Annotated in this window: 21 protein-coding genes; 11 read left to right on the forward strand and 10 right to left on the reverse strand. The window is 63.0% G+C overall.

The genetic code is table 11. The features are described from left to right. Positions 1-488 precede the first annotated feature (488 nt). The 9 genes from BWR18_RS19520 to BWR18_RS19555 are packed head-to-tail and all read right to left on the reverse strand — an operon-like array spanning position 489 to position 8,830. Complete coding sequence (locus BWR18_RS19520) at positions 489-2,333, reverse strand: V-type ATP synthase subunit A (RefSeq protein WP_254685003.1); 1,845 nt, start codon at positions 2,331-2,333, stop codon at positions 489-491. Then, a complete protein-coding gene (locus tag BWR18_RS22305; RefSeq protein WP_302622834.1) occupies positions 2,330-2,461 on the reverse strand; it encodes a hypothetical protein in 132 nt (43 codons plus the stop codon). The genes BWR18_RS19520 and BWR18_RS22305 overlap by 4 nt, the downstream gene beginning before the upstream one ends. Before the next feature lie 5 nt (positions 2,462-2,466). Beyond that, the gene (locus tag BWR18_RS21825; protein WP_157598944.1) at positions 2,467-3,021 is read right to left on the reverse strand and encodes a hypothetical protein; all 555 of its coding nucleotides are present in this window, start codon (positions 3,019-3,021) and stop codon (positions 2,467-2,469) included. Positions 3,022-3,023: 2 nt separating this feature from the next. After that, positions 3,024-3,701: a hypothetical protein gene (locus BWR18_RS19530; RefSeq protein WP_076630501.1), complete on the reverse strand. Its 678-nt coding sequence runs from the start codon at positions 3,699-3,701 to the stop codon at positions 3,024-3,026. After that, on the reverse strand, positions 3,701-4,144 hold the full coding sequence (locus tag BWR18_RS19535) for an ATP synthase subunit C (RefSeq protein WP_076630502.1): 444 nt from the start codon (positions 4,142-4,144) through the stop codon (positions 3,701-3,703). The genes BWR18_RS19530 and BWR18_RS19535 overlap by 1 nt, the downstream gene beginning before the upstream one ends. Then, positions 4,141-5,934 (reverse strand): V-type ATP synthase subunit I, encoded by a 1,794-nt coding sequence (locus BWR18_RS19540; protein WP_076630504.1) that lies wholly within the window; start codon positions 5,932-5,934, stop codon positions 4,141-4,143. The genes BWR18_RS19535 and BWR18_RS19540 overlap by 4 nt, the downstream gene beginning before the upstream one ends. Beyond that, complete coding sequence (locus BWR18_RS19545) at positions 5,931-6,527, reverse strand: V-type ATP synthase subunit D (protein WP_076630506.1); 597 nt, start codon at positions 6,525-6,527, stop codon at positions 5,931-5,933. The genes BWR18_RS19540 and BWR18_RS19545 overlap by 4 nt, the downstream gene beginning before the upstream one ends. Continuing rightward, complete coding sequence (locus BWR18_RS19550) at positions 6,505-7,866, reverse strand: V-type ATP synthase subunit B (RefSeq protein ID WP_076630508.1); 1,362 nt, start codon at positions 7,864-7,866, stop codon at positions 6,505-6,507. The genes BWR18_RS19545 and BWR18_RS19550 overlap by 23 nt, the downstream gene beginning before the upstream one ends. Then, positions 7,856-8,830 carry a carbamate kinase gene (locus tag BWR18_RS19555; RefSeq protein ID WP_076630510.1) on the reverse strand — a complete coding sequence of 325 codons (975 nt, stop codon included), beginning with the start codon at positions 8,828-8,830 and terminating at the stop codon, positions 7,856-7,858. The genes BWR18_RS19550 and BWR18_RS19555 overlap by 11 nt, the downstream gene beginning before the upstream one ends. A 621-nt stretch (positions 8,831-9,451) precedes the next feature. Between BWR18_RS19555 and BWR18_RS21830 the strand changes: the two genes are divergently transcribed. From BWR18_RS21830 to repB, 8 genes are all read left to right on the forward strand, one after another. Further along, entirely contained in the window at positions 9,452-9,781 is a 330-nt protein-coding gene (locus tag BWR18_RS21830; RefSeq protein WP_157598946.1) for a hypothetical protein, read from the forward strand. Between the two features lie 487 nt (positions 9,782-10,268). Next, the gene (locus tag BWR18_RS19565) at positions 10,269-11,342 is read left to right on the forward strand and encodes a replication initiator protein A (RefSeq protein WP_076630513.1); all 1,074 of its coding nucleotides are present in this window, start codon (positions 10,269-10,271) and stop codon (positions 11,340-11,342) included. 417 nt (positions 11,343-11,759) lie between these two features. Continuing rightward, on the forward strand, positions 11,760-13,484 hold the full coding sequence (locus BWR18_RS19570; RefSeq protein ID WP_254685004.1) for a PHA/PHB synthase family protein: 1,725 nt from the start codon (positions 11,760-11,762) through the stop codon (positions 13,482-13,484). Between the two features lie 3 nt (positions 13,485-13,487). Then, entirely contained in the window at positions 13,488-14,261 is a 774-nt protein-coding gene (fabI, locus tag BWR18_RS19575) for an enoyl-ACP reductase FabI (protein ID WP_076630516.1), read from the forward strand. Then, positions 14,251-15,660 carry a bifunctional enoyl-CoA hydratase/phosphate acetyltransferase gene (locus tag BWR18_RS19580; protein WP_254685005.1) on the forward strand — a complete coding sequence of 470 codons (1,410 nt, stop codon included), beginning with the start codon at positions 14,251-14,253 and terminating at the stop codon, positions 15,658-15,660. Before fabI ends, BWR18_RS19580 begins: the two co-directional genes overlap by 11 nt. Next, the gene (locus BWR18_RS19585) at positions 15,657-16,820 is read left to right on the forward strand and encodes an acetate/propionate family kinase (protein ID WP_076630518.1); all 1,164 of its coding nucleotides are present in this window, start codon (positions 15,657-15,659) and stop codon (positions 16,818-16,820) included. The genes BWR18_RS19580 and BWR18_RS19585 overlap by 4 nt, the downstream gene beginning before the upstream one ends. 200 nt (positions 16,821-17,020) lie before the next feature. After that, positions 17,021-18,238 carry a plasmid partitioning protein RepA gene (gene repA, locus BWR18_RS19590; protein ID WP_076630520.1) on the forward strand — a complete coding sequence of 406 codons (1,218 nt, stop codon included), beginning with the start codon at positions 17,021-17,023 and terminating at the stop codon, positions 18,236-18,238. A 15-nt stretch (positions 18,239-18,253) separates the two neighbouring features. Continuing rightward, complete coding sequence (repB, locus tag BWR18_RS19595; protein ID WP_076630521.1) at positions 18,254-19,243, forward strand: plasmid partitioning protein RepB; 990 nt, start codon at positions 18,254-18,256, stop codon at positions 19,241-19,243. On the opposite strand, the gene BWR18_RS19600 is transcribed toward repB, so the two are convergent. Continuing rightward, positions 19,244-20,281 (reverse strand): LacI family DNA-binding transcriptional regulator, encoded by a 1,038-nt coding sequence (locus tag BWR18_RS19600; protein WP_076630522.1) that lies wholly within the window; start codon positions 20,279-20,281, stop codon positions 19,244-19,246. It abuts the gene before it with no gap. 116 nt (positions 20,282-20,397) lie between these two features. Here BWR18_RS19600 and BWR18_RS19605 point away from each other — a divergent pair, with 116 nt between their 5' ends. Genes BWR18_RS19605 through BWR18_RS19615 form a run of 3 tightly spaced genes read left to right on the forward strand, consistent with a single transcriptional unit; the run spans position 20,398 to position 23,377 of the window. Continuing rightward, complete coding sequence (locus BWR18_RS19605) at positions 20,398-21,909, forward strand: tripartite tricarboxylate transporter permease (RefSeq protein ID WP_438873653.1); 1,512 nt, start codon at positions 20,398-20,400, stop codon at positions 21,907-21,909. After that, the gene (locus BWR18_RS19610) at positions 21,906-22,370 is read left to right on the forward strand and encodes a tripartite tricarboxylate transporter TctB family protein (protein WP_076630524.1); all 465 of its coding nucleotides are present in this window, start codon (positions 21,906-21,908) and stop codon (positions 22,368-22,370) included. The genes BWR18_RS19605 and BWR18_RS19610 overlap by 4 nt, the downstream gene beginning before the upstream one ends. 38 nt (positions 22,371-22,408) lie before the next feature. Then, positions 22,409-23,377 carry a tripartite tricarboxylate transporter substrate binding protein gene (locus BWR18_RS19615; protein ID WP_076630525.1) on the forward strand — a complete coding sequence of 323 codons (969 nt, stop codon included), beginning with the start codon at positions 22,409-22,411 and terminating at the stop codon, positions 23,375-23,377. Positions 23,378-23,405 lie beyond the last annotated feature (28 nt).

Raw genomic sequence — 23,405 nt, forward strand, 5'->3', positions numbered from 1 at the left:
CACGTCCATTGAACATCGTCTGTTGCCGGCTCAGTCGGGACAAAGACGTTGACGACATTGCATGCGGCGCTGAGCATTATGACAGGGCGGTCAGCAACGGTGGCGTGGCTGCGGCAGTCGCGGGCCAGACTTCCCCCCTTCCTCAAAGCGATTGTCGGTACGATCGCGAACGGCGCTCTCCAATCTCATACGCACGGCGCCCCGCCAACAATCCCACATATCACACTGTGGGACGATCGGCCCTTATCTTTGACGTTGCTCCAGCGGCTTTGAGTGGCGGTTGGTTGGCCAGCAGAATTGTGTGAACGGTCTCTCTCGATTTTAACGTGGCAGAGCGTGCGCTTGACAAAAACGCTGCATCTTCAGCGGTTTCCCGACGGTTCGGGCTCACCCAAGGCGGCGGCCCAAGTGGTGTATTCGCGCCGCCCCGGATAACGCCGGGCTGATGAACCGGAAAAACGGGTCCCAACCCCTACATCCCAGCAATATCAGAGTGCTCCAATCCTGGCCTCGATCTGCGCCAGCAACGATTTGTATTCGGGCGTCCCATCCGCCGCATAGTGGAAGTTCTTAAACAGCCCCGTGGTTTCCGTGAACCACGCCCGGATCGCACCCTTGTCCTCCAGCGCCATCGGCGCATCGACAATCTGCTGCATCACCTTGAACACAAGCTGCTGCCGCGCCAGCGGCGCACAACTGTCCACCTCATCGAACGCATCCTGCTGCAGAAAGATCATGTCGACAAACAGCGCCTTCTGATAGGTCACATAATCCTCAAGCGTCACGCCCTCTTCGCCCGTGACCTTCATCATCTGGCTGATCTGCTCGCCCCGCTCCAGCAGGCCCTGCAGCGCCTTCACTTTGCCGGTCCAGCCCGGTTCGATATGGCGGTCATACCAGTCGGCCATCTGATCCAGATAGCGCGACCAGGACAGCAGCGGGTCCACCGCCGGATAGAACCGCTTGTACGCCCGCTCCGACGACAGGCCCAGAAAGCACTTCACCGTCGACAAAGTCGCCTGCGTCACCGGCTCGTCAAAGTTCCCGCCCGCAGGCGACACCGTCCCGATCATGGTCAGACTGCCGCTGTCACCCTCCACGCCCTCGATCACCCCGGCCCGTTCATAAAGCCCCTTGATCGCGCTTTCGAGGTAGGCGGGAAACCCCTCCTCGCCGGGGATCTCCTCAAGCCGCCCGCTCGTCTCTCGCATGGCTTGCGCCCAGCGGGACGTACTGTCGGCAATCAGCAGCACATCCAGACCCATCTGGCGGTAATACTCCCCCAGCGTGATGCCGGTGAAAATCGACGCCTCCCGCGCGGCCACGGGCATCGACGACGTGTTGCAGATGATGATCGTGCGATCCATCAGGCTGCCGCCAGAGGTCGGGTCGGTCATCTCCGGATACTCCGTGATGGTCTCCACCACCTCGCCCGCCCGCTCGCCACAGGCCACAATGATCACGATATCCACCTGCGCATTGCGCGCGATCAGGTTCTGCAGCACGGTCTTGCCCGCGCCAAAGGGGCCGGGAATGCACGCCGTCCCACCCCGCGCGATGGGAAAGAACGTGTCGATCAGCCGCTGCGACGTCAGCACAGGCGTGTCGGGAAACGTCCGCCGCACCGCCCCGGACTTCAGCAGATCCCCCGCCATGGGCCGCCGCACCGGCCAGCGCTGCGACAGCGGGATCACATGTTCCTCCCCCCCGTCCGAGGTCAGGCGCGCGACCGGATCGTTGACGGTCACGGCCCCCTTCTGCACCCAATTCACGGTGTATGTGCCCGTCCAGTTGAACGGCAGCATGATCCTGTGCGCAAACCGCCCCTCCGGCACCGTGCCGATGGTCTGTCCGGCGGTCACTTTGTCCCCCAGCTTCACCGACGGGGTAAACGACCATTTCGCCGCCCGGTCCAGCGAATCCACATCCGCCCCGCGCGGCAGAAAGATGCCATAGGCATTGGCCACCTGCTTCAGCGGCGCCTGCAACCCGTCATAGACCTGGCCCAAGAGCCCCGGCCCCAGCGTCACGGACAGCAATTGCCCGCTCTGCACCACCGGATCGCCCACGGCGACGCCTTGCGTGCTCTCGTACACCTGCGCATCGGCGGTATTGCCCCGCACGCGCAGGATCTCGGCCTTCAACCGCTCCTGCCGACCGCCCGCGGCCAGACGGCTGGGCAGAACAAACACCATCTCGTTCTTGACCAGGGCGCCGGGCGTTCCGTCGGGCCTGTCCAGCGCCTCGATCTGCACCAACCCCTCCTGCACCGCGACAATGCGGGCGGTCGCGACCTCGTCCTCGGGACTAAGGGCCATGTCGGCAACGCTCATGCGCGGGCTCCTTCGGCTTGCAAATGGGGAAACTGCCGCAGCGCGCTTTCGGTCAGTTCGGTAAAGCGCTGTGCGGCGGCCACGCTGTCGGCCTTGGCCCAGCGGTCAAAGATGTTCCACTTCAGCACGTAAATCACCACCGCCTCGAAATCGAAATGATGCCGCCCCGCATGGCGCTGCAGCTGGCGAAAGGTGACGTCCAGCAAATGACGCTGCAGCCCCAGCGGATCACCCGCCTCCAAAAGCTGACCGGCCCGCCGCAACCACGGCATCGACCGCTCAAGGCCAAAGGCAGGGTCGCGCCAATGCGCGGCGATCTGAGAGGTCCAGACGCCATAGCCCCAATCCCCTCGGGCGCCCCTGCCCCACCGTGCCGCATCCGCAACGCGGCCACGGCGGTGCGCAGCTCCATCCGCTCATCAACAATGCGGCGTAACGTGCGGTTCGGCAGATCGGCCATCACCGCCTTGGCCCGGCCCACAAGCGTGCGCAAATCCGACGCACGATCATAAGCCGACCAACTGAGCAGCCCCTCGATGCGCGCCAAAATCTGCGCGTCCCGCGCGGTCAACGCCGACAAACGCCGCTCCAACCGCAACCGCGACAGCGGTGGACGCTTCGCCACGAACAGCCGCTCCGAACTCGGCAGGCTCGCAACCAGCGCGACATAGGCATCAGGATCAGACATGGCTACTTGATCACCCCTTCCAGCACGGCGCGAAAGCGCGGTTGCAAATGCTGCATCAGCAGCGCGGCAATGGCCTGATCCGACAGATCCAGCGCCACACCATCGTCCCCCGCCCGCGCGCGGATACCGCCATGCAGATCACTCGCGGCATAGAGCGTCACGCCCGCCTTCAACTTCTCCTGCGCCAGCCCCAGAACATATTTGGTCAACGCCCCCGACTGGATGTCATCGGCATTGGCGGTGATGGCCTCCGGCCCCACCACCTCGGCAGGCAGGATCACACTGGCGCCCTCCCCCACCGACGCGGCCTGCCCGGCCCGGCCCACCAGCTCCAGCACCATCCGGCGCAACATCTCGGGGTCGGACATCTCGGCACTGACCATGCGCTGCACATCCTGCTCGAACTGGGCCATTAGGGTCGATTTCATGGTCAGAACGGCATCGCGCATCGCCGTGTTCAACGCCTCCTCGCCTGCCCGTGCATACCGGTCGGCGGCCCGCTTCGCCTCCGCCCGCGTCCTGTCGGCGGCGTCTTCGGCATCGGCCACAATCCGCGCCGCCTCCGCCTGCGCATCGGCCACCAAACGCTCGGCTTCGGCTGTCCCGGCTGCAACGCCGTCATGGCGCAGCCGCGCGATCAACGCATCGACCCCCTTGGCCGTCTCCTGCTCCGCCGCCATCACGCAATCCCCGCGCTGATCACCAGGGCAAAGACAAAGGCAAAGACGCCAAACCCCTCGATGATGGCCGCAGGGGCAAGGGCCAGACCAAAGATCTCGGGCTTTTCCTTCGACGCATTGATCGCCGCGGCACAGGCGCGCCCCTGCCAGATCCCGCAGTAGAGCAGCGCAATGCCCGCCAGCAGCCCCACACCAAACAGGCCCCCCGCATTCTCCACCGTCACCTCGCGGTTCAGCGTGAACATGATGACAATGCCATAGATCACAAAGGTCGACGGAAAGGCCGAGATGCCGACAAACCGGCCATAGCCGCCCTCGGTCTCAAGCATCGCGCCAATGCTCGCCTGCCCCGCAATCGAACACCCGATGGAACTGGCCACGGCCCCCAGGGCCATGGGGGCGAAAATGCCCACCCACCCCAGTGCGAGTACGAACTCCGTCATTCCTGAACCTCCTTGCGGGCAAACGCGCGAAAGACGACGCCTTCCTCGGGCAGACCCCATTTGTAAAACTCGATGAAGTTAAGCCGCAGGCCGTGGACCACCCCGCTCATCATGGCGAGGGCAAAGTTCAGCACGTGACCGATGATGAAAATCAGCAGTCCGCCCAGCAGGGCAAGGCCAGACCCCGACGCCATCACATCCGCCGCCAGCCCGTTGAACGTGATCGCCAGCGACGCCGACGCCAGCCCAAGCGCAAAGAGGCGCATATAGGACAGCACATCACCAAACATACCCATCAGCCCGGCGGCCCCCTTGAGCGCATCAAATCCGCGCCAAAGCCAGTCGGTGGGCTGCGTGACAGGCCGGTCACTGGCAAACCACATGACCAGAAGCACCCCCAGCACCATCAGCGCCCCGCCCACGCTGCGGGGCGCCCCCTCAAGCCCGCCGATCCACAGCGTCGCCCCACCAATCAGCAGCGCGATCCACCCCAGATTGCCAAACCGGCTGCGCGTCGCCTTCGCGGCAAAGGCCATCGCATTGGCAAAGCAGATGTGCAGCACCCCGATCAGGATCGACAGGGTCATCATCGTGTCAAAATCGTTCAGATCCAGAAATGCAAAGCCGCCCAGCACGCCCTGCTCGGGTGGACCAAAGCCGAAATAGCTGCCGACGATCACACCAAAGGCCACCGTCGCCGCCGCCAGATACAGGCCCATCCGCCGCCACGCGCGTAGCGCAGCGGTGGCCCCCAACCGGCGCCAAAATACCAGCACAAGCAGCCCCACAACGATGCCATAGCCCGCATCCGCCACGATCATGGCAAAGAACAGGGCAAAGGACAGCATCAGCATCCGCGTCGGATCCCAGGCCCCATAATGCGGGGTCTGGTAAAAGGTCGCCAGATCCACACCCGCACCGGCGTCATCCGGCTGGACCAGCAAGGTGGGTGGCGTGTCCCCCTGCCCCGGCGCCTCGATCAACACGGCCAGACCCAGATCGGCACAGGTCTGTTCCACCTCGGGCACCCGCGCCTCGGGCACCCAGCCCTGCACCGCAAACAGGTCCGGATCGCGCAAGGCCTGCGTGTCGGCAAAGGCACGCTCGGCCAACGTCTCCGCCTCCGACAACTTGCCGCGCAGCAGGGTCAGATACCGCGTCAGCGCCATCCGCTCCCCCAGCAGGGTCTCGATCTCGATCTCGGCCGTCTCCAGCTCCGCCTCAAGCACACGGCCCGGCTTCGACCCCAGATGCACACGCGGCACGGGCAGCAGATCAACGGGTGGCTCCTCCGGACTCAGCACAACGACAAACAGGTGCCGCGTGTCCTGACCGACAATCTCCCACGGCAGGTCCACCATTTGCAGCGCCGCGCGGTGCTTCACCGGCAATTGCCAGAACCACAGCCGCTGCCCGGCCAGGCTCTCCAGCGGCGGAAACTCGAAATCCCCCCACGGCTCCATACGCGCCAACCGATTGGCCAGCGCATCCCGCCGGTCCCGCGCCGCGCGCAACCGGTCCTTCAGCGCCAGCACATCAACCACAAAACCCTGCACGTCGAACGCGGGATCGCTGCGCACCTGCCGCCGCGGCCCCGGCACCACAGCCAGAAAGCGCAGCGCCTTATAGGCATCCTCCGCCTCCCGGCTCACCCGCTTCTCCGCCCGCGTCTCGACCGGCGCCAGCGGCAGCAGGTGCATCACGCCCAGATCCTGCAACCGCGTCAGCGCCGCATCCTGCGCCGCCACAGGCCCGACAAGGCTCAGCTTTTTCAGGGGCGCGATGCTCATGCCGCCCCCCGCTTGCGCTTGGCGATCTTCGACCGGGTGACGGCGCTCGTCTGCTCGTCGCTCAGGTAGATACGGATCTTCTTGATGTTGGCGCGGGCGGTCGGGATCAGCACCTTGTCAAACAGGTTCAGCCGCTGGGTCACGGTCTTCACGGCCCCATCCAGCACCTCGACCCGCTGCCGCGCCACCTGGACCCGCAGCCGCGCCGTCAGCATGTCGTGCAACAGGTGCGTCACATGATCGACCCAATGGGGCAGAACCATGGGCGAATAGGGGCGCACCGTCACCTCGATCCGGTCAAGGACCGGCAGGCAGGTGCCCACCACGTTCTCCTCGGCCAGATGGTAATCGGTCAACTCCACCAACCCGCCCAGATCAATGTCGCGATTGCTCAGCATCGGCACATCGCGGCCCACCTGTGCGGCCAGCCGATCCACCTCCGCCTGCAACGCCGCGACCTCTGCCACCGCCTTCGCGCGCTCCGCCATCAACTGCTGGCGCTTCAGATCCAGCGAAGGCAAAAACCGCTCGTAGCTGCGCAACTGCGCCGCCTCGCGGGCCAGCGACGATTTATTCAGCTGCAACCGCGCCATGCGACCCCTTGGGGAAATACGTGTCGATCAGGGTCTGCTTCATCAGCAACTGTTCGGGGGCAAAGCACTCGGCCAAGGTCTGCCAGCACAGATCCAGCGCCTCCTCCAGCGGGATGGACACGTTGATGTCCATGAACCGCGCCCGGAACAGGTCACCGAACTTCAAAACCTGCCGGTCATAGTCCGACAATTCAAAGGCCATCGCCTGTTTCTGGGCCGCATCCCGCGCCTCGGAGTAAAACCGGATCATCGTGTTCATGATCTGGCCGTGATCCTCGCGCGTGGTCTTGCCCACCACGTTCTGTTTCAGGCGGGACAGGCTGCCAAACGGGTCGATCACGCCGGAATGCAGATAGAACTGCCCCTCGGTGATGTAGCCGGTGTTGTCGGGCACCGGATGGGTGACATCATTGCCGGGCATGGTCGTCGCAGCCAGAATGGTGACCGACCCACCCTTGGCATAGTCACACGCCTTCTCATACCGCCGCGCCAACTCGCTATAGAGGTCGCCCATATAGCCGCGCTGCGACGGCACACGCTCCTGACTGATGCCAACCTCCTTCATCGCATCGGCATAGGCGGTCATGTCGGTCAGCAGGACCAGCACGCGCTTGCCCTCCTCCACCGCGAACTTCTCGGCCACGGCCAGGGCCAGATCGGGCACCAGCAACCGCTCGACCAGCGGATCGGACGCCTGATTGACGAACATGACCGTGCGCGAAAACACCCCCGCATCCTCGAACGACTGCCGGAAGGTGTGGAAGTCGTCAAAGATCAGGCCCATGCCGCCAAACACGACCACATCCGCATCCGCCTGAATGCCGATGCGGGCCAGAAACGGGTTATAGGGCTCGCCCGACACGGAAAAGATCGGAATCTTCTGGCTTTCGACCAGCGAATTGAACACGTCGATCATCGGCACATCGGTGCGGATCATGCGCTTGGGCACGATCCGCTCGGCCGGGTTCACCGACGGCCCGCCAATGTCATAGCGCGGCTCACCGCTCAGATCGGGGCCGCCATCCACCGGCGCCCCTGCCCCGTCAAAGACACGGCCCAGAATGTTGCCGGAATAAGGCACCTGCATCGGATGACCCAGAAACGTCGCACTCGCCCCGGTCGAAATCCCCTTGGTCCCCGAAAACACCTGCAAGGTGACGGTATCGCGCGCAATCCGAATGACTTGCGCCAACGAAGACGCCCCATCGACACTTTTCACCACCGCCAAATCGCCATAGCGCACCACGCTGCCCGCGTCCGCACCCTCGGGCACGCGAACCTTCAGCGTGTCGCCGACAATCTCCAGCACCTGCGAATAGCGGATCAGCTCACGTACCATGGCGCACCTGCTGTCCCGTCGCCGCGCCGTGCAGGGGTGCGGCCTCGTGAAAGGTGATGCCGGTCACGTCCGGCGAAATCACCGTGCCCCCCTCCCCCGCCACCATCGCGCTCAGGTCAGACACCGCGCCGATGGCCGCCACCTTGCCTGTGGCGCGCACGAACTGACAGGCGGCGGCGACCTTGATGCCCATGGTCCCTGCCGCAAACCCATGCCGTTCCAGCGCCTCGGGCGACGCCGTCCTGACCGCGCGCTGATCGGCAGTGCCCCAGTCCAGAAACACGGCACCCACATCGGTGGCGGCAATGAACATATCGGCGCCGACCTCCCGCGCCAAAAGCTCGGCGGCAAAATCGCGATCGACAACCGCCTCGACCGCCACCAGATCGCCCGCATCATTGTAGGCGGTGGGAACGCCCCCGCCGCCTGCACAGATAACAAGCGTGCCCTGTTCGACCAGCCACTGCAGGGGGCGCTTCTGAAAAATACGGCGCGGGCGCAGGGCGGCAACGGCACGGCGCCACCCTGCCCCATCGGCGCGCATCTCCCACCCTGTCCGGGCAACGATGCGCTCCGCCTCCGCCCGGTCATGGACAGGGCCGACACAACAGGTCGGCTCGTCAAAGGCCGGGTCATCCAGATCCACCTCAATCATGGGGATCAGGGTCGCAATCGGCGTATCAAACGGCAGCCAATTGCCCAATTCCTGCTCAAGCATATAGCCCGTCAGGCTCTCGGTCTGCGCGCCCAGCACATCCCGCGGAAGGGCCCCGCCGTGCTCAGCCTGCAGCGCCAGAACACCGGCCTGCGGCCCGTCTCCATGGGCGACGATCAACTGATGCTCCAACGCGATCCGGGCCAGCGCCTTGGCGGCACAGACCAAATTGGCCCGCTGATCGTCCGCACCCAGATCACGCTCCGCACCCAAAAGGGCGGTTCCGCCCAAAGCCGTTACAATACGCATCCTCAGCGGCCCCCTGCCCCACACATATTGCATCGCAAGGCACCGATACGCCCGCCACGCCCCGTGCGGGCAGCGCGCGGCAGCGGCGGCACAGTCAGTGCAAACAGCATGGTATGACCCGCTTTCGGACGCTGCATCTTTCCCACGTCAATGGCCTGTCGGGCATGCGCGGCACCGCACATGCTGGCGCGCACTCTAGGCATGGGGGACCGGGGCGAATTGACCTGCGTCAACTCCCTGCGCGTTCCGCTCAAACTTGCCGCTGCGTCACCTTACGGCCCAGGCGGAGTGCTGCCAGCGGTTGCAAAAGACAGCACGGGTTCAGACGCCCTGGCGGAGACCCAGATCGCAGCCCACCTGCCTTCAGATCACTGTCAGGATCGGACCCAAGCCCAAAGCGCCGGCCCAACAAGACGCCCCTCCCGGCGGGCCGGTCCTGGACCGGTTGTGTGTCGGGTTTGCGGGACTTTGCTGCCGTTTGCTGCAAACGCACCAATGTCTGGATTAGAAAATTCCAAGAAGCGAATGGGTGTGTTCGGAACGCGCTTGTGGGTGTGGTGACGTGTAGCCATTATCGGCTGCACTAAGATGAATTAGAAACAACACGTATGAAGGTAGAATATGGCAAAGAAGGCCGCGAGATTAAGCGATATGGTGTCGTCGTTCGGAGAAACCACACTGCATTGCCCTGCTTGTGACGGGTTTTACCTCCACCAAGGGCGCACTGAAGTTTTCAATCGGGGTGAGGATGAGAACGAGGGAACGCACGTCGTCATTGAAGGTGATAATGTTCAGACCAACCGCGATCTAGCGGGCAATCCGAGCAGTCGCCGTCACGGTCTAACTATTCATTTCACCTGTGAAAACTGCCCTGCCGAAGTGCAAATGCACGTCTATCAACACAAAGGAAACACGTTTGTAGGCATGGAATATCAGGACGGCGAAGCATGAATAAAGTCTGCCCTGCTGGAGATTGTTCGGGTGGAACCGTCGGTCGTCAAAGCGATATGAGCGAAGGTATGCTTGAGAAACTTCCCAAGGAGCATAGAGACGCTGTCGGGAGGCCGAAGCGTTGCTCATATTGTGGGTGCGTCTACGACGGCGCTACCAAGCAGATTTTTGGTTTCTATGATAACTATAACTTGGGCCAAGGCTGGAAACCTAGCCGACACATTTCGGAATCTTAGATATTTTTCTAGTTTCACGGCGTCCTCAAGGACGTTCCCGAAGACATATATGTAGCAGCCATTCGCGGCGGTGCAGAACTCGGCCAAATGGGCTCAAACCGGACCCTCGCCCGCACCGCCAGACACAACCACTATCTTGCGTCTTGTGCCGAAAAACACCGACACAACAACATGTTGAAAATATCGGTACATCGGGAACAGAAAACTCGGTATAACGGGAACACATCAGATTCGGTACATCGGGAACAGACGTGACAGACAAACAAGTGGACCTCTTCCTCGATCAGCTCGCCGACGCGCCTGTCAAGGACGAGCGTGCGCTGATGGAATTTCCGTTCTTCTCCCTCCAGAAACGCCCCCGCATGACGCCCTTCATCTTCGATGACGGCACCGTCAAGATCGAGATCCAGCCGGGCCACAAGGGCATCGCGACCATCTGGGACAAGGACATCCTGATCTACCTCACCTCGCTGGTGAACGAACGCATCGAAAACGGCCGCTTCGACGCCGACGCCTCCAGCACCATCCAGGACCGCACGATCACCTTCTCGGCCTACGACTTCCTGAAAGTCACCGGCCGCAGCTCCGGCAAGCGCGCCTACGAGCTGTTCCTCGACGCACTTGACCGCCTCCGCTCGACCAACATCCTCACCAACATCACTGCAGGCGACGAACGCGAACGCCGCGGGTTCGGCTGGATCGAAGACTGGCGCGTCATCGAACGCACCAACCGCCGCGGGCAAAAGGTGATGGGCGCGGTCGAGGTCACCATGAACCGCTGGATGTTCAACGCCATCGTCAAGGACCGGCGCGTGCTGACCATCAACCGCGATTATTTCCGCCTCTCCAAAGGGTTGGAACGCCGGCTGTATGAACTTGCCCGCAAACACGTGGGCCGCCAGCCCGAATGGTATATCGGCATCAAGCGACTCGCGGAAAAATGCGGCTCCATCGACACCGAACGCAAATTCAAGTTCCGCATCAACGAGATTTGCGAGGCCGGAACCATCCCCGACTACCACGTGCAGATCGTGGACCCCTCCACCGTCTCCACCCCGTTCAAGACCAAGGGCAAGCAGGCGCTTGTCCGCTTCCAACCCAAATTCGACGACCAAAATGTTCCCGATGTACCGATAGCGGTGAACCTCGATGTCGCCCATTCGGTCCTCACGGAGGTCAAGCACGCCAACCCCGAATACGACATCCAGTACATCCTCTCCGCCTGGCAGGATTGGGCGTCGAAAAAGGACGAACCGGTCAAAAACCCCAACGCCGCCTTCCGCGCATTCGCCAAAAAGTACATCGAGGCGAATCCGATCTGGTGACTCGGTACTTCGGGAACATTCCCTCGGTACATCAGGAACAACCCATTCGGTACATCAAGAACAGATCTTCGGTACAACAGGAACGCATCTTCGGTACATCAGGAACGCCACGCAAACCCAAACCCCTGAATTCACTGAACCTTCCCACAAGCTTAACGATCTAACAAACCTAACCATATTTCTAACAGAAATAACCAAACCGCTGTGTAGAGACTGATTTCGACCTCACCCCCCAGAACTTTTCCCTAGAAACGCGCACAACTTTTCCAAAACCAGCGTTCCCGAAGTACCGACACCGCCCCCAAAACCCACGCCCGCAGCGCGATGGCAACTTTCCGCCGAACGCATCGGCAGTCGTACGCTTGTGATGCACGACCCCCATCCCTACCTGCGACGAGGACAAGCAGCCGGAGGCGCATGATGAAGGACTTGGAACACGACCCCGAACCCGGCAGCGCCCGCGACGATCATCCGATCCGCAAGATCCTGTCGTCGATGACCATGGGCGCCTCCCCCGCCTCCGAACTTAACATGTGGACGGACTGGGCCACGCACCTCGCCACCGCCCCCGACAAGCAGCTGGATCTGGCCCGCAAGGCCCAACAAAACTGGACCAACTGGCTCGCCTTCATGGCCAAGGGGTGCCCCGCAGACCCAGACCACTGGCCCACCCAACCCAAGAAAACCGATCGCCGGTTCAAAGACCCGCTTTGGACAAAACCGCCCTACGCTGCCTACGCCCAGGCCTTTCTGCTGACCGAAGAGTTCTGCGACACCGCCACCTCCGACATCCCCGGCCTAACGCCCGCCAACGATGCCGCCATGACCTTCACGGTCCGCCAGATGCTCGATGCGATGGCGCCCAGCAACTTCCTCGCCACCAACCCCGAAGCGCTCAAGCGCACCGCCGAAACCGGCGGGCAAAACCTGATCGAAGGGGCATTTCACGCCTTTGCAGACACGCAAAACGCCTTCAATCGCACCCGGACGAAACCGACCAAGCAGGTCGGCAAGGACGTCGCCGTCACACCGGGCAAAGTTGTCCTGCGCACCCACCTGATGGAGCTGATCCAATACGCGCCCGCGACCGACACGGTACATCGGGAACCAATCCTGATGGTGCCTGCCTGGATCATGAAATATTACATCCTGGACCTCAGCCCCGACAATTCGATGATCCGCTACCTGACGGAACAGGGCTTTACGGTCTTTGCGATCTCATGGCGCAATCCCGACGCCACCGACGCGCATCTGGGCATGATGGACTACCTCGAACAGGGGCCGATGACGGCACTTGATCACATCTGCAAAACCACCGGCGCGGACCGGGTCCACGCCACCGGCTACTGCCTCGGCGGCACACTCATGTCGATTGCGGCGGCACAGATGGCCCGCGACGATGACAAGCGACTGGCCAGCCTCACGCTCCTCGCCGCCCAGACAGACTTTACAGAAGCGGGCGAACTCACGCTGTTCATCAACGAAAGCCAGGTTTCCGTGCTCGAAGACGTTATGGCAGAACAAGGCTGCCTCGAAGCCAACCAGATGATGAGCGCCTTCCAGATGCTGCGCTCCAACGACCTGATCTGGTCCCGAATGATCCGCCGCTACCTCATGGGCGAGGGCGAGGCAGAGATGAATGACCTCATGTCGTGGAACGCCGACAGCACGCGCATGCCCGCGCGGATGCACTCCGAATACCTGCGCCAGATGTTCCTGAACAATGACCTTGCCGCCGGACGATATCATGTGGACGGACGGGCCGTGTCCCTGCGCGACATTCGCGTTCCGATCTTTGGCGTGGGCACCGAAACCGACCACATCGCGCCCTGGAAATCGGTGTTCAAGATCCACGATCTGGGCCATGCCGACGTGACCTTTGCGCTGACCAATGGCGGCCACAATGCCGGGGTCATTTCCAAACCCGGCCACAACCGCCGCCACTACCGCCTGCACACCATCCGGGACGATGAAAACACGCTCACGCCCGAGGACTGGATGCAGGTGGCCCAGATGCAGCAGGGCAGCTGGTGGCCCGCCTGGACCGCGTGGCTGGCCACACATTCGGGCGACAGGATCGCACCCCCAAAAATGAGCGGCACGCTGGAGGACGCGCCGGGAACCTATGTCAAAATGGAGTAGGATATGTTGCCCAAATCAGAGTTCCTTGTTGGAAAGAAGGGGCTCGTCGTCGGCGTGGCCAATGACCACTCCATCGCTGCGGGCTGTGCCCGCGCCTTTCATGCCTCCGGTGCCGATCTCGCACTGACCTACCAGACGGAAAAATCCCGCAAGTTCGTGGCACCCGTCGCCGACGCGGTCGAAGCGGATATTTTCATGCCGCTCGACGTCACCGACGACGCCCAGATCGACGCGGTGTTCGACGCGATGCGGGCGCGCTGGGGGCGGCTTGATTTTCTGATCCACTCCATCGCCTTCTGCCCGCGCGACGATCTGCATGGCCGGGTTGTGGATTGTTCGAAACAGGGGTTCGGGATCGCGATGGACGTGTCGGTCCATTCCCTGATCCGGCTCGCCCGGCGGGCCGAACCGATGATGACCGACGGCGGCACCATCCTCACCGTGTCCTATCACGGCGCCGAACGGGTCATCGACAATTACAACATCATGGGCCCGGTCAAGGCCGCGCTCGAGGCGACAACCCGCTACCTCGCCGTCGAATTGGGGCCAAAGAACATCCGCGTGAACGCCATGTCCCCCGGTCCGCTGCAAACCCGCGCCGCCTCCGGTATCGACCATTTTGACGCGCTGATCGACGACGCCAAAACCCGCGCGCCGCTGCACCAGCTGACCACCATAGACGAGGTTGGCGCCATGGCCGCCTGCCTCGTGTCGGACTTCGCGCGCTCCGTCACCGGAAACACCGCCTATATCGACGGAGGACACCATGTCGTCTGACATCAGCCCCAGCATGGGATACATCGAAAACCGCCCCTTTGATGACATTTCGGTGGGCGACAGCGCCGAATTGGTGCGCACGCTCACAGCACAGGACATCGACGCCTTCGCCGTCGTCTCAGGCGACGTGAACCCGGCCCATGTGGACGCGGAATTCGCAAATGCAGAGGTGTTTCACAAGGTCATCGCCCACGGCATGTGGGGCGGTGCCCTGATCTCGAATGTGCTGGGCACGCAACTGCCCGGCCCCGGCACGATTTACCTGGATCAGAGCCTAAAATTTCTCAAACCGGTGGGCATTGGCGACACGGTGACCGTTCGGGTGACGGTGACGGAAAAGCATGCGGAAAAAAAGCGTCTCACGCTTGACTGCGTGTGTACCAACGGCGACGGTAAGCCTGTGATCACCGGGCAGGCGGTTGTGCTGGCCCCCACGGAAAAGATCAGGCGCCCCCGCGTCGTCATGCCCGATCTGGTGATGCACCGGCGCGGCGCGAACCATGACCGTTTGCTTGACGCCGCGCGCCAGCACCCTGCCCTGCCCACCGCCGTCGTGCATCCCTGCGATGCAACGTCTCTAACCGCGGCGTTAGACACGTTTTCCCAGGGTCTGATCCACCCTCTTCTTGTAGGACCACAGGCCCGGATCCGCGCCGTCGCCGAGGCCGAAGGACTCGACCTGTCGGGCCTCGATATCATCGACACAGCGCACAGCCACGCCTCCGCCGAACGCGCCGTCGCCCTCGTCCGCGAGGGCCGCGCGCAGGCCCTGATGAAAGGCGCGCTGCATACCGACGAGATCATGTCCGCCGTCGTGTCCAAGGCCACCGGCCTGCGCAGCGAACGGCGGATGAGCCATGTCTACGTGATGGACGTGCCCACCTACCCCAAGCCGCTCCTGATCACTGACGCCGCGATCAACATCGCGCCCGATCTTCAGACCAAGGCCGACATCGTCCAGAACGCCATCGACCTCGCCCACGCCATCGGGATCGACGCGCCCAAGGTCGCGCTGCTCTCGGCCGTCGAAACCATCACCCCCCGGATGCAGTCCACGGTCGAGGCCGGTGCCCTCTGCAAGATGGCCGACCGGGGCCAGATCAAGGGCGGCATTCTGGACGGCCCGCTGGCCTTCGACAATGCGATCTCCATGCGCGCCGTGGCGAGCAAGGGCATCACCTCTCCGGTCGCGGGTCAGGCCGATATTCTGGTCGCCCCGGACCTCGAAGCCGGGAACATGATCGCCAAGCAGCTGATGTATCTGGCAGGGGCCGAGGCCGCGGGGATCGTGCTGGGCGCACAGGTTCCCATCATCCTCACCAGCCGCGCCGACGACCGCCGCACCCGCGTCGCCTCCGCCGCGATCGCGTCGCTGTTCAGCGGGTCGGTGACACGATGAGCGGCGCGATCCTGACGCTGAACACCGGCTCGTCCTCGCTGAAATTCGGCCTCTACCGCGACGCCGCCGAACCCGAGATGCTGCTGACAGGGCAGGTGGATGGGCTGGGTCAAAAGGCTCAGCTGGTGATCGAGAAATCCACGAGGACCATTGACGCGCCAACCCACGAAAGCGCGCTGGCCCAGGTCATCACAGCGCTGCGTCCGCATCTGTCGGGGCTGACCATCTCCGGCATCGGGCACCGCATCGTGCACGGGGGGCCGCGCTTCGCCGAGCCGATGGTTCTGACCCCCGATGTCCTGACCGCGCTCGCCGAGTTCTCACCCCTCGCGCCACTTCACCAGCCCCACAACCTGGCGGGGGTGACGGCGGCCCGCGCTGCCTTTCCGGACGCGGTGCAGGTGGGGTGTTTCGACACGGCCTTTCACCGGGGCCACCCGTGGGTCAACGACACCTTTGCGCTGCCCCGGAATTTCTATCACGAGGGGGTGCGGCGCTATGGGTTTCACGGGCTGAGTTACGACTACATCACCGGCGTGATCGCGGCCGAGGATCCGGGGCTGCACAAGAGAAAAATGGTGATTGCCCACCTTGGGAACGGCGCGTCGATGTGTGCGGTTCGGGAGGGCAAAAGCGTGGGGTCGACCATGGGTTTCTCGGCCTTGGACGGGCTGCCGATGGGGACGCGGTGCGGGCAGATTGACCCGGGTGTGGTGCTGTATCTGATCGAGCAGCGGGGGATGGCGCCGAGCGATGTTCTGGCGATGCTGTACCGGGAGAGCGGGCTTTTGGGCCTGTCAGGGCTGACGAGTGACATGCGGACCTTGCTGGCTTCGGACGCTCGGGAAGCGGGGGAGGCGATTGATTATTACGTGTTCCGGGCGCGGCGGGAGATTGGGGCTTTGACCGCCGTGCTGGGCGGGATTGATGCGCTGGTTTTTTGCGGCGGGATTGGGGAGAATGCTTCCGTTATCCGGGCGCGGATTGTGGAAGGGTTGGAGTATTTGGGGATTGGGATTGAACCCCAGGCCAACCTTCGGAATGATCGGGAGATCGGGTCCGGGCCGACGCGGGTGATGGTTATTCCGACGGATGAGGAGCGGATCATTGCGCGGGCGGTGAATGTGGCGCTTTCAGAGCGACTTAACCCGGTCAGCTGAGGCTTTTGACAGCCGTGCAAATGGGAATACGCTTTTAGAAACAATGCGGTACGGTGCATTGGCCGTTTCTTAACGATCCGTTCCGGCGGCGCTGTCCCGCCTATGTGCCACAGAAAACTGTTGTGGATAACCCGCCATCGCGGTATTCACAGTTCAAGAGCACAAATCGCGCAAAAAGCGGTATTACATGAGGCGGCAGCATGGGAACCCCCAAGTTAGAGACTGATATGGTCGCATTGCCCTTTGACGAGGTGATCCTGCGTCAGGGAGAATTGATCTCGGACCGGCTGAATATTCTGCGGCAGCAACAATACCCGCCAAATGCGCAGAAAGGGCTGCGGCAGTTTTCGCTGGCGGAGGTGGCGTATTTCCTGGGCGTCACGCAATCCACGATCAAGAAGCTGCATCTGGAGGGGAAGGGGCCTGCGCCTGAAACGTCGCCCTCTGGTCGCCGGTCTTACACTGCCGCGCAGATGCTGGAGCTGCGCGCCTATCTGGATGCGCATGGCCGTCCGGGCAAGCGGCAATATCTGCCGCACCGGACCGAGGGTGAGGCGTTGCACGTCATCTCGGTCGTGAACTTCAAGGGCGGGAGCGGCAAGACGACGACCGCGGCGCATCTGGCGCAGCACCTTGCGTTGAAGGGGCACCGTGTGCTGGCGGTGGATCTGGACCCGCAGGCGTCACTGACGGCGTTGCATGGGATTCAGCCCGAGTTAGACTCTGTTTCGTCGCTGTATGAGACGCTGCGCTATGATGATCAGCGCCAGCCGATCAGCGCGGTGATCCGGCCCACGAACTTTCCGAACCTCGACATCGTGCCTGCGAGCCTTGATCTGCAGGAATACGAGTATGACACGCCCGTGGCGCTGACCAGCACCGACCCCACGGAGGGGCGGACGTTCTTCACCCGCATCTCGAAGGCGCTGGAGGAGGTGGAGGACCGCTATGACATCGTGGTCATCGACTGCCCGCCGCAGCTTGGCTATCTGACCCTGACGGCGCTTACCGCGTCGAGTTCGGTGCTGATCACGGTGCATCCGCAGATGCTGGACGTGATGTCGATGAGCCAGTTTCTGTTGATGCTGGGCGGTATCCTGCAAACCATTCGCGAGGCGGGCGCGGAGATGCGGCTGCAATGGTTCCGCTATCTTGTGACGCGGTTCGAACCGACGGATGGGCCGCAAAAGCAGATGGTCGGGTTCTTGCAGGCGATGTTCCCCGAGCAGATGCTGGAAGCGCAGATGGTCAAATCCACCGCCATTTCGGATGCGGGGATCACGAAACAGACGCTGTACGAGGTCGAGCGGGGGCAGTTTGTGCGCGCCACCTATGACCGTGCGATGGGGTCGCTGAACGCGGTGAATGACGAGATTGCGGGGCTGGTGCATCAGGCCTGGGGTCGTGACCTGCCGTGAGACTAGGAGGATGACATGGCGCGAAAAGACCTGTTGAAATCCGTGATCGGGCAGCCGACCGACACGCCGAGCGGGGCAGGGCGGTCAAGCTATGCGATGCGGGGCGCGTCGAAGTCGATGAAGGTGTCGATTGACAGCCTGGCGGAGAATTCCAAGCGCCTGATGGAAGGCGAAACCATTGTCGAGATTGATCCCGGTCTGGTCGATGTGTCCTTTGTCAGTGACCGGTTGAGCGGGGATGACGATGCGTTTGACGATCTGAAGGCGTCGATTGCGGCCAGCGGGCAGGACACGCCGGTGCTGTTGCGCCCGCATCCTGACACGCCGGATCGCTACATGGTGGTGTTTGGCCATCGCCGGGTGCGTGTGGCGCGTGATCTGGGTCGCCCTGTGCGTGCAGTCGTCAAGGATCTGGACGATGTGGGCCATGTGCTGGCGCAGGGGCAGGAGAACACGGCGCGGGCCGATCTGTCGTTTATCGAGAAGGCGCAGTTTGCCAAGAACCTGGCCGATCTGGGGCAGGGGCGGGAGGTGATCCAGCAGGCGCTGACCGTCGATGCGAGCCGCCTGTCGCGGATGCTGTCGGTGGCCCAGACCGTGCCGCCGGTGATCGTGCAGGCCATTGGACCGGCCAAGCAGATCGGGCGCGACCGGTGGGAAGAGTTCAAGAAGCTGATGGCGGACCCTGCCAATGAGGGGATCGCATATCGCATCGCCAATTCGGACGCCTTTCGCGCGCTGGACAGCGATATGCGGTTCGAGATGATCCAGACCAAGGTGGCCGAGGCAGGCACGTTGCCCAAGCGCAAGCGGGCCCGGACCGTGGCGCCCAAGCGCACCTGGACGGCCGGAGAGGGCCGGATCAAGGGCGTGGTAGGGCGCAGCGGGCGTGCCTATAGCATATCCCTGACGGCGCAGGATGCGGCGGCGTTTGGCGACTATCTGGCGGAGAACCTGGATCAGCTGTACGCCGATTTTCGCAAGAAGGCGCGCGGCGGGTTCTGATCAGCGCGTGTCCCGTGGGGGGCGTGCAGACTGGCGGTGCATGAGGATGGGCGCGCAGTGCAGGCTTTGCCGATTTGCGGTGTCCGGGTGCGTAATCGCCTGTGTTAGAGCCTGTCCTGCCTCTTGCCCGATCTGCCTTGCGGGCAGGCGTACCGTCGTCAGGGGCGGTTCGATGTCGGAGGATCCCTTGAAGTCACCGATGCCCACGATCGAGATGTCATGGGGGACGGACAGCCCCGTGGCGTGGGCGGCGTAGAGCGCGCCGGAGGCCAGTACGTCGTTGCCGCAGATCAGCGCGGTGGGCCGGTCCGGTTGTGCAAACAGGGTCTGGGCGTCCTGTTTTGATTCCGAGATGCTGTAGACGGTGGTGAGCGACCAAGGCTCCGGCACCGTGACGCCCGCGTCGGCCAGTGTGTGCAGCACCACGTCGCGCCGGGCCTGCGCCCGGTCGTTGCCTTGGGTGGGTGGGAACATGCACGCGATGCGGCGGTGGCCCAGCGACAGGACATGTTCGGCGATCATGCGCCCCGCCAGTTCGTTGTCGGCCCCGATGGAGGGGTAGCGGGAGTGCGCGGCGTAGTTCCAGATCAGGACCGAGGGGATGCGTTGCTGGTCGAGGAGCTGGAACACCGCCTCGTCATGGTCGAGCCCGGTCAGCACCACGCCGTCCACCCGGTGTTCGAGGAATTTGCGCAGGATCGCGTATTCGCGTTGCAGGTCATAGCCGTGCGAGGCGAGCAGGATCGTGAAGCCGGTGTCCGCGACGGTGTCGGAGAACGCCTGCACCACCTCGGCAAAGATGGCGTGGTCGAGCGTGGGGATCAGGACGCCGATGGTGCCCGAGCGGATGCCGTGGATCGTTTGGGCCGCCCGGTTGCGGATATAGCCGGTTTTGCGCACGGCGGTGTCGATGCGTTTGCGGGTGGCGGGGGCCAGCAGGTCGGGATGGTTGAAATAGCGCGATACGGTGGAGGCGGAGACGCGGGCGGCTTTTGCCACGGTGACGATGTCGGCCTTTTTCTTATGTGTGTCAGGCATTTGTGCGCTTTTTACCGGGGGCTTATGAAAACATTTGCAAAACTATTTTCATTGCTTAGCGTAATGGGTCAAGCCTGAGCTGGGAGGATTTGGGCGCTTTGGATTTCCTGTTTTACATGGGCGATGTGTTCACGCCGATCAATTTCGGCTTGCTGCTGCTGGGCACGATTGGCGGGTTGATCCTGGGCGCGACGCCGGGGTTGTCGCCGACGATGGCGGTGGCGCTGCTGATCCCGTTTACGTTCCAGTTGGAGCCGCAGCAGGGGCTGATCCTGCTGGGCGCGGCCTATACCTCGACCGTGGCGGGGGGTGCGGTGAGTGCGATCCTGCTGAAGATCCCGGGCGCGCCGGCCAATATCGCCACCACGCTGGACGGGCACACGATGGCCCTGAAGGGGGAGGGCGCGCAGGCGTTGCAGCTGTCGTTTCTGGCGTCGGCTGTGGGTGGCCTGTTCGGGGTGTTCCTGCTGATCTTTCTGACGCCGGTGCTGGCGCAGTGGGCGCTGGCCTTTGGGCCGTCGCATCTGTTCTGGCTGGCGATCCTGGGGGTGACTGTCATCGGCACGCTTGATTCCAGTTCGGTGGTGAAGGGGCTTTTGGCGGGCTGTATCGGGTTGTGGCTGGCGACCATTGGCTTTGACGACATCATGGGGGCGCAGCGGTTCATCTTTCATCCTTCGGTGAGCGGGGGGATCAATGTCATCCCCGCCTTGATCGGGCTGTTTGCCATTCCGCAAGTGATCACGATGTTCACCAAGGGGCGGTCGCGCGATGATGCCGAGATCATCAGCGTGAAGCGGCATCCGATCCGGCTGGCCTTTGTCGAGGTGTTTCGGCGGAAGACGGCGCTGTTCATCGGGACCATCACCGGGTCGATCATCGGGTTGATCCCCGGTGTCGGCGGGCAGATTGCGGGCTTGGTCGCCTATGACCAGTCGAAGAAGTTCAGCCGGGAGAGCGAGAAGTTCGGGACCGGGCACAGCGAGGGGGTGATTGCCGCCGAAAGCGCCAACAACGCGATGGTGGGGCCGTCGCTGGTGCCGCTGCTTACGTTGTCGATCCCCGGATCGCCCACGGCGGCGGTGCTGCTGGGCGGGCTGCTGATCCACGGAATCTTTCCGGGGCCGGACCTGTTCATGAACTATCCGCAGGTGGCGTGGACCTTCATAGACTCCATGCTGATCGGGCAGATCCTGATGTGCATCTTTGGCCTGTATATCGCGGGGCTGGCGGCGCGGGTGGCGCGGGTGCCCCATGCGGTGATGGCGGCGGTGGTGCTGGGGCTGGCCGTCTTTGGCAGCTATTCGGTGCAGAATTCGATGGGCGATGTCTATGTCATGGCGAGCCTTGGGGTGGGGATGTATTTCCTGGAACGCTTCGGCTTTTCGGCCGCACCACTGGTGCTGGGCCTGATCCTTGGGCCGATTGCCGAGGCGAATTTCATCCAAGGGTCGATGATTGCCAATGCGACGGTGGGCATGGGCAGCTATTTCTTTACCGGCTGGCTGAACTGGCTGCTGATCCTGATCGTGCTGGCGTCGGTCAGCTATTCGATCTGGATGGAGGTGGCGCAGCGCCGCTACACCACCAAGGATGACGCGGTTGCCAAGGAGGAGGCGCTGTCATGACCAGCCTGCCGCGCAGCCAGCATATCATCGCCTCGGGCCTGATCGCCGCCGTGGGCGTGAGCATCGCCTACATCAGCTATACGCAGGAACCTGCGGAGGCGTATGTCTTTCCAAGGCTGATCTCGGCCGTCTTTGCGGTGCTGGCAATCTGGACCTTTGTCAAAGCGATCCTGGGCCGCACCAAGGTCGGCAACGGGATCAGCGGGGACGCCATGTTGAAGATGGCGCCGGGGCTGGTGGTCACGCTGGCCTATGTGTTCTGGGCGGCCAAGGCGCTGGGGTTCTACACCGCCACGACGGTCGCGTTTTTCCTGCTGCTGTCGCTCTATGATCCGGCACCGCATACGCAGTTGAAAACATGGGCCAAGCGCATCGCCATCACGGCGGGTTTCGTTCTGGTCATGTATGGGCTGTTTGCCCAATTGCTCAACGTCTTCACACCACGTGAAATTCTATTCTGAACCGCAGAAGCGGCAGAGTTAACCCTAGGGAGGATACTATGAAACACTGGATTGCAGGGGCGGCACTTGCCTTCGCCGCGCTGACGGGACCGGCACTGGCCGATGGTCACGCGAGTTACCCCGAACGGCCCATCATGATGATGGTCAGCTATGGGGCCGGGGGCGCCACCGATTTTCAGGCGCGCATCGTGACCATGACCGCCGGGAACGAGGATGCGCTGGGGATGCCCATTGCCATTCTGAACCGCCCCGGTGCGGGCGGTCGCGTCGGCTGGAACTGGTTTGCGACCGAGGCCGAGGCCGATGGCTATACGCTGGCCGCGTACAACGTGCCGCATTTCATCGCGCAGTCGATCGAGGGCGGGGTGTCGTATTCCACCGATGATTTTGAGCCTATCGCCAATTGGGGCGCGGACCCGGCGGTGTTTGTCGTGGGGGCCGATAGCGACTTCGACTCGATGGCGGATGTCGTCGCGTACGCCAAGGAGAACCCCGGCGGGCTGACATTCTCGGGCGCGGGGCTGTTTGTGGGGCACCACATTGCGGCGTTGCAACTGGAGAAGGCGGCCGGTGTGAAGCTGGCCTATATCCCCAACAATGCGGGCGGGGCCGGGGCCATGCGCGCCGTGATCGCCGGTGAGGTGCTGGGCGGGGTCAACAACCTGTCCGATGCGTTCCGTGCGCAGGCGGCGGGCAACGTCAAGATCCTGGGCGTGTTCGACCTGGAGCGCAATGCGTTCCTGCCCGATGTGCCGACCATGCAGGAGCAGGGGTTTGATATCGACAATGCGTCCGTCAACTTCCGTGGTGTGATGGTGCCCAAGGGCACGCCACAGGGGGTTATTGACCGTCTGGCCGAGGTGGTGCCGACCATGTTCGAGAACAAGCGCGTGCAGTCGCGGATGGAGGCCGGAGGCTCGCCCATGGCGATCATGACCCGTGACGAGGTGATCGAGATGTGGGCGGCGCGTCAAAAGACCCTCGAAGCGCTGCTGGCGGGGCTGTAGACCACATGTGCAGCGCCCGTGGTGGGCG

It is taken from the genome of Tateyamaria omphalii (assembly GCF_001969365.1).
GTDB classification, from domain to species: Bacteria; Pseudomonadota; Alphaproteobacteria; order Rhodobacterales; family Rhodobacteraceae; genus Tateyamaria; species Tateyamaria omphalii_A.

Bases quoted from the DNA above. Each gene is read 5' to 3' on its own strand.
- BWR18_RS19520 (WP_254685003.1), bottom strand. From the start codon at position 2,333: ATGAGCGTTGCCGACATGGCCCTTAGTCCCGAGGACGAGGTCGCGACC.
- BWR18_RS21825 (WP_157598944.1), bottom strand. From the start codon at position 3,021: ATGTCTGATCCTGATGCCTATGTCGCGCTGGTTGCGAGCCTGCCGAGT.
- BWR18_RS19530 (WP_076630501.1), bottom strand. From the start codon at position 3,701: ATGGCGGCGGAGCAGGAGACGGCCAAGGGGGTCGATGCGTTGATCGCG.
- BWR18_RS19535 (WP_076630502.1), bottom strand. From the start codon at position 4,144: ATGACGGAGTTCGTACTCGCACTGGGGTGGGTGGGCATTTTCGCCCCC.
- BWR18_RS19540 (WP_076630504.1), bottom strand. From the start codon at position 5,934: ATGAGCATCGCGCCCCTGAAAAAGCTGAGCCTTGTCGGGCCTGTGGCG.
- BWR18_RS19545 (WP_076630506.1), bottom strand. From the start codon at position 6,527: ATGGCGCGGTTGCAGCTGAATAAATCGTCGCTGGCCCGCGAGGCGGCG.
- BWR18_RS19550 (WP_076630508.1), bottom strand. From the start codon at position 7,866: ATGGTACGTGAGCTGATCCGCTATTCGCAGGTGCTGGAGATTGTCGGC.
- BWR18_RS19555 (WP_076630510.1), bottom strand. From the start codon at position 8,830: ATGCGTATTGTAACGGCTTTGGGCGGAACCGCCCTTTTGGGTGCGGAG.
- BWR18_RS21830 (WP_157598946.1), top strand. From the start codon at position 9,452: ATGGCAAAGAAGGCCGCGAGATTAAGCGATATGGTGTCGTCGTTCGGA.
- BWR18_RS19570 (WP_254685004.1), top strand. From the start codon at position 11,760: ATGATGAAGGACTTGGAACACGACCCCGAACCCGGCAGCGCCCGCGAC.
- fabI (WP_076630516.1), top strand. From the start codon at position 13,488: ATGTTGCCCAAATCAGAGTTCCTTGTTGGAAAGAAGGGGCTCGTCGTC.
- BWR18_RS19580 (WP_254685005.1), top strand. From the start codon at position 14,251: ATGTCGTCTGACATCAGCCCCAGCATGGGATACATCGAAAACCGCCCC.
- BWR18_RS19585 (WP_076630518.1), top strand. From the start codon at position 15,657: ATGAGCGGCGCGATCCTGACGCTGAACACCGGCTCGTCCTCGCTGAAA.
- repA (WP_076630520.1), top strand. From the start codon at position 17,021: ATGGGAACCCCCAAGTTAGAGACTGATATGGTCGCATTGCCCTTTGAC.
- repB (WP_076630521.1), top strand. From the start codon at position 18,254: ATGGCGCGAAAAGACCTGTTGAAATCCGTGATCGGGCAGCCGACCGAC.
- BWR18_RS19600 (WP_076630522.1), bottom strand. From the start codon at position 20,281: ATGCCTGACACACATAAGAAAAAGGCCGACATCGTCACCGTGGCAAAA.
- BWR18_RS19605 (WP_438873653.1), top strand. From the start codon at position 20,398: ATGGGCGATGTGTTCACGCCGATCAATTTCGGCTTGCTGCTGCTGGGC.
- BWR18_RS19610 (WP_076630524.1), top strand. From the start codon at position 21,906: ATGACCAGCCTGCCGCGCAGCCAGCATATCATCGCCTCGGGCCTGATC.
- BWR18_RS19615 (WP_076630525.1), top strand. From the start codon at position 22,409: ATGAAACACTGGATTGCAGGGGCGGCACTTGCCTTCGCCGCGCTGACG.